This is a genomic window from Candidatus Omnitrophota bacterium (assembly GCA_028716165.1).
Taxonomy (GTDB): Bacteria; Omnitrophota; Gorgyraeia; order JABMRG01; family JABMRG01; genus JAQUQI01.
Window position 1 is genome coordinate 1 of the sequence record JAQUQI010000016.1, and the last position, 5,319, is coordinate 5,319.

Here is a 5,319-nt window from a genome sequence, read left to right on the forward strand (position 1 = left end):
ATCGGTAGATGAAACAAGGACAGGTTCATCATATCGTTTCGTGTCAAAGCTAAAAAGCCCGCTGAAAGAACCAATACCTCCGATACAGCACGGGTTTTTCTTTGACCTGCCGACAACTTCTTTTATCTTTTTTACGAAGAGATTGCCTTTTGCTATATCCACTCCAGCTCTTTTATAATCCAAATTTTTTTCTGCCATCTTCTCCCGCCTTTGTCTTTACGGCCAACAGGACGTGCTATTTTATTATTCCCGTCCGCTTTAAAATCACGTCAACATTTCTTAAATAAAAACCAATATCAAAACATTTTTCAATTTTTTGCGCGGGTAATTTTTTCCTTACATCTTTATCGTCTAAAAGAAGCTTTTTGAAATCGCGCTGTTGTTTCCACGCGGCCATGGCGTTTCTTTGGACCAGGCGATAGGCCGATTCACGGGTCAGGCCCTGCCTTATAAGCTCTATCATCACCCTTTGAGAAAATATAAGTCCGTTCGTCCTGTTCAGATTTTTCTGCATATTTTCAGGATATACGATCAAATGCTCCATAAGTTCGGACATGGTGTTTATCATATAATCAATCAATATTGTGGAATCCGGTATTATGACCCTCTCAACGGATGAATGGCTTATATCCCGTTCGTGCCAAAGAGCTATATTCTCCACAGCCGCCATGGCATTGGCCCTTAATATACGCGACAAACCGCATATCCTTTCACACGTGATTGGGTTTCTCTTATGCGGCATGGCTGACGAGCCTTTTTGCGTTTTAGAAAAATATTCCTCCGCCTCTAAAACCTCTGTTCGTTGAAGATGCCTTATCTCAAGGGCAAGCTTTTCAAGCGTGGCGCCGGCGATAGCAATCGCGGACAGAAATTGAGCATGCCTATCCCTTTGGAGCACCTGGTTTGAAACAGGCGCGGGTTTTAAGCCCAGCTTTTTGCACACATACATTTCAATAAAAGGCTCTATGTTGGAGAAAGTCCCCACGGCGCCCGATATTTTGCCAAAACTTATATTGTGCTTAGCGTCCTCAAGGCGTTTTATATCACGTTTTATCTGCTCGTAAAAGACCGCCAGTTTAAGCCCCAGAGTGGTAGGCTCCGCGTGCACGCCATGGGTCCTTCCTATCATCACCGTATCTTTGTGCGCAGCCGCCTTTTTGGCAAGGATATTCTTCAGCCTGTCCATCCCCTGGAGTATAATATCGGCAGCCTCCCGCATTTGCATCGCAAGCGCCGTATCGGTGACATCGTTTGAAGTAAGGCCCATATGAACATATTCTCCTCCGGGGCCTATGTTATCCTGAAGATTTTCAACAAACGAAGCCACATCATGGTTGGTCTTCTTGTCAAGCGCCTCTATTTTCTTAAGATCAAAACGCGCCTTTTTCTTTATGCGCTCAAAGGCCTTCTTGGGTATTTTACCGCTATTGGCGTGGGCTTCGGAAGCGGCTATCTCCACCTCCATCATTTTTTGAAACTTATTGTGGTCTTGCCAGATACAATTCATTCGGGAAAGGCTATAACGCTGTATCACAGGGGTCCTCCTTGCTGACGCGCTTTATTCTCATAAAAAACGAAGGGGTTTTCCAAACAGGCCCGGCACTTTAAAAAACACGCGGGCAGTTATTGACTACTCATCAGAGAGGGTCATTCTAACAAAAAGTTTTTAAACGGTCAATAAAAATATGGGGTAAAAAACCAGGTCCCTAATATGAACTATTTAACCCAAAGCAAAACCATTGCCAATAAAGCGCCAAAGGCAAGCGTAACGCTTAATATTTCCACAAAACCATGCCTGGCATTACCCAAAACAGCCAGAATATAAAGAACGCTTGCTATGGTAATACATGTTTTGCGCGCGATTGACATACTGCCAAATTCAATTTTTGCCATACCCGCCTCCTGTTCTTTAAGACAAATTATATATTATATATCGCGGTTAGTAAAGAAAAAACGGGCTTAGGCCTGCCTTCGGGCCTGCCACAAAAAACGGTCAACAAGGCACGTAAACCTGTTTAAGCGCGGGCCAAGAACAAAGCGTTTAAAAACACAAGCAAATAAATAAACGCGGTAAAAAAAAGCATTTCTTGTTCCGATATGCGTGATACGCCATATTGACTCATCAACGCGCCGGCCGTTTTCGTCAAAAACCGCACTCACCTTGCCTATAATATCTTCTGGCGTAATCACACTGCCTGTTTTCGCGTTATCGCCCTTTTGTATTATATAATACCTGCCAAATAATCTGGCCTTGAACAAAAGCCTGTGACAGATAAGAAGCTTTTTTCTAAAAATAATTATATCTCCGGTTTTTATGTCTTCAGGCCTTGCGCGCGCTATGTCTATACTCCATCCGTTTTTAACCGCGGGGCTCATGCTTTCACCTTTTACACCGGCAAATGTATAGTCAGGATTAGCAATAAAATCTGACGAAATCGCAGTCTCTACCATCGGGGAAATATCCTTTTTACGGAAAACACGGTAATAGTTTTACATTTTTAAAAACCGCAGGATCTAAAGAGCGCAGGTATCCCATTCAGAAAAATAATCTATATGGATCGGGCACGCGTAAACCTTACGGCCCTCTTTTGCCACTTGTTGATTTTCATAATTAATCAACTGCGGCTTAATATAGGCATCCATACCATTGCTCAAGCCCGCGCCTGGCAGATTAGCGTAGCCCTTCTTTTTACAAGCCCCGGCAGGCGCTATTTTATCTTTGTCAGACAATAGCGTAATGAGGCCCTGGTTTTCCAAATCCTTCAAAAAATCATTAACACCCAAACGAATATCATTTTCCGTGGCAGAAGAAAATTTCTTTACAGCCCAATCCACAACAGCCTTTACGCTGAAATCTTTTCCGGTTATCTTTTCCCATATAACCACGGCAGAGGCATTAAGGCTGTAATATTTGCCTGTCCTAAGGCTTACGATAAAAATATCACCGTCAACAAACCTGCATACCAGATCTTCACTTGTTTTAATAACGCAGTAATCATTTACCATAAGCTTCTCCTTATTTTATAATCTTTTCTTTTGATAACCTGTCAAAGATGCGGCTTCTAAGGCATATACGCGGATGCGGCAGGGTATAATCCCTGTATTCCAAAAACGAAAGCCCCAAGCATCTGGGGCATCCGGGCAGCAATTCACAATCTTTGCACAGCGGAAAATCTTCCATAGTTAAAACCCTTAAGCGTTCAAATGCCTTGCCGTGCCATATGTCATTAAAAGAGCCGGACATGATATTGCCGCCTTTAACGCGTAATGACGCGCAGGCAAACACATCACCGCAGGCTGAAACAAAACAACCGAACGTGGCGGCATTGCAGGACAGGCCGGAGTCAAAAGTACCAATATTTAAAAAACGTTTATCGGCGATATGTAAATTATAAAATTCTTCCAATTCCGTATCGGAAATTCTATGCCTGATAGGGGACAAGCCATGATTATATTTGGGAAATATTTCTGTGGTAAATTTAGGCTCTCTTCCTGTTTTTTCCCGTACCAGTTTCATGACATTATCTAAATCATTATAATTTTCTTTCATTATAACCATGGACAAATAAGGACTGATACCCGCTTCCAGAAGGCAATCAATTCCCCTTTGCAGCGCATCAAAAGACCCCTTTATTCCGGTTATATTATCATGAATACGGGGAATTGAGCCGTATATACTTACATTGATAATATAAACCTTTAAATCACGCAACTGCCCTGCTATGTGCCTGTCAATAAGACTGGCATTTGTAAAAACCGATACCGCCAAATCCAGCTCGCGGGCATATTCTATAATAGACATGCAATCTTTTCTTGTAAACGGTTCACCGCCTCCTATTTTTACTTTCAAAGACCCTAATGCCGCGGCCTCATCAAGAAACCTTTTGATATCGCGTGTTTGAAGCTCTGGAGCGTCTGCGTTGTCCACACAGCAATGGACACAGCTCATATTGCATTTTCTGGTTATCTCCAAGACTATATTAAAAGGCCTATATCTAAACCCTCTGCGCTCGGCTGTGCCCATATCACTCTTGCACTCCATCCGCGTTAACCTCTTAATATTTTACCTGTTGATTACGGAACTTATGATGCCTGCCCAGGCCTGTGAGTCAGTGCCCAAATACATGCGGTAATTGTCAGCTTTTGACGCGAGCCCAAGCAATGCCTGATATCTGTCTTTTAAAAACATCCCGCCGTGATGATAAAACCGTTCTTTGTAGGCGGACGCTAAAAGACATTCCGCCGTTTCTTTAGCCCTGATTTTTTTTATACGGCTTTTTCGCTCATCTGTTATTCGGGGAAAGACTGTGGCTTTGAGCTGGGCATGGGTTATTAAAAAATCCGGTTTTATTGACAAAAACATTTTTGTTTTGTTTTTTTTCGCCAGGCTGGCAAACCCGTCTTTATATCCTTGAAGCCTGGAAAATTTGGATAATGCTTCGCGTCTTAAGCCCGCGGTTAGAGCAAACAAAGAAGGCGATATATCAACAGTCCTGCCGCGCCTTAACTTAAATACAGCGTGTTCGTCTCCTATCCACTCAAACCCTGACAAAAGCAGGGCCATGGCAATGGTGCTTTTGCCTCCTCCCGCGGCGGCAGGAAATATAACAGCCTTGCCGCCTTTGGCAACGCCTGACGCGTGGACGAAAGAAAACCCGTTTCCTTCAAGAATAAATGAAAAAATATACCTAAAAATAACATCTGAATACTTTTCCAAAGAAGCTTTCGTGAAAAATACCACGTCAATTAAATCCGCGTTTTCACTAACGCGAATAACGGCAATACCGGAAAAAATATTGTAGTACACTCCGGCTTGCGGGCCTTCAAAAAACCGGCACGGCGTAAATATTGACTTATTATCCGGAAGCTGTAATCCAATACTTTCGGAAAAAACGCCGCGGACAGGCGCCCGGCTGTCCTTAAAGCCGATTGACACATTAATATCCCGGGCTGAACACGGTTTTCGGATAAGGGACATGTCCGGATTTAAAATCGTCTGCGAAATAAATTTATCAAATGCTCCGGCGATAACCCTGTTTTTAATATGAACAAAAATCTTTAAACCGAAATAATAGAATATACTAATCATTCTTTTACGTCCATTATTATACATCTAAAAATCTTTTAGACATAAAAAAATATAAAAACCGTGTTTTTTTAACAAGGCCCGCCTTTTAAAATAAAAACCAAGATCACCATTACAGGCTGTCTTGGTTTAATATAAAACTGGTTGCGGGGAGAGGATTTGGCGCCCTGCATTCGCTTCGCTCATTTCGGGTCGGCCAGTCGCCCTTGAGATGCTCCTGTTCGTCGCATTTC

At 42.7% G+C, this 5,319-nt stretch carries 7 protein-coding genes; all 7 read right to left on the reverse strand.

Features of this window, described 5'->3' with window-relative positions:
* The coding region (locus PHV77_06930) for a phosphoribosylformylglycinamidine cyclo-ligase (GenBank protein MDD5505018.1) at positions 1-198 on the reverse strand (198 nt) is incomplete at its 3' end.
* A 37-nt stretch (positions 199-235) separates the two neighbouring features.
* Positions 236-1,534 carry an adenylosuccinate lyase gene (gene purB, locus PHV77_06935; GenBank protein MDD5505019.1) on the reverse strand — a complete coding sequence of 433 codons (1,299 nt, stop codon included), beginning with the start codon at positions 1,532-1,534 and terminating at the stop codon, positions 236-238.
* Positions 1,535-1,716: 182 nt separating this feature from the next.
* Positions 1,717-1,893 carry a hypothetical protein gene (locus PHV77_06940; protein MDD5505020.1) on the reverse strand — a complete coding sequence of 59 codons (177 nt, stop codon included), beginning with the start codon at positions 1,891-1,893 and terminating at the stop codon, positions 1,717-1,719.
* 66 nt (positions 1,894-1,959) lie between these two features.
* Positions 1,960-2,451 carry a hypothetical protein gene (locus tag PHV77_06945; GenBank protein ID MDD5505021.1) on the reverse strand — a complete coding sequence of 164 codons (492 nt, stop codon included), beginning with the start codon at positions 2,449-2,451 and terminating at the stop codon, positions 1,960-1,962.
* Between the two features lie 63 nt (positions 2,452-2,514).
* Complete coding sequence (locus PHV77_06950; GenBank protein ID MDD5505022.1) at positions 2,515-3,006, reverse strand: PqqD family protein; 492 nt, start codon at positions 3,004-3,006, stop codon at positions 2,515-2,517.
* A 10-nt stretch (positions 3,007-3,016) separates the two neighbouring features.
* The gene (locus PHV77_06955) at positions 3,017-4,042 is read right to left on the reverse strand and encodes a radical SAM protein (GenBank protein ID MDD5505023.1); all 1,026 of its coding nucleotides are present in this window, start codon (positions 4,040-4,042) and stop codon (positions 3,017-3,019) included.
* Positions 4,043-4,063: 21 nt separating this feature from the next.
* Positions 4,064-5,089, reverse strand: a complete 1,026-nt coding sequence (locus tag PHV77_06960) for a hypothetical protein (GenBank protein ID MDD5505024.1) — start codon at positions 5,087-5,089, stop codon at positions 4,064-4,066.
* Positions 5,090-5,319: the final 230 nt, after the last annotated feature.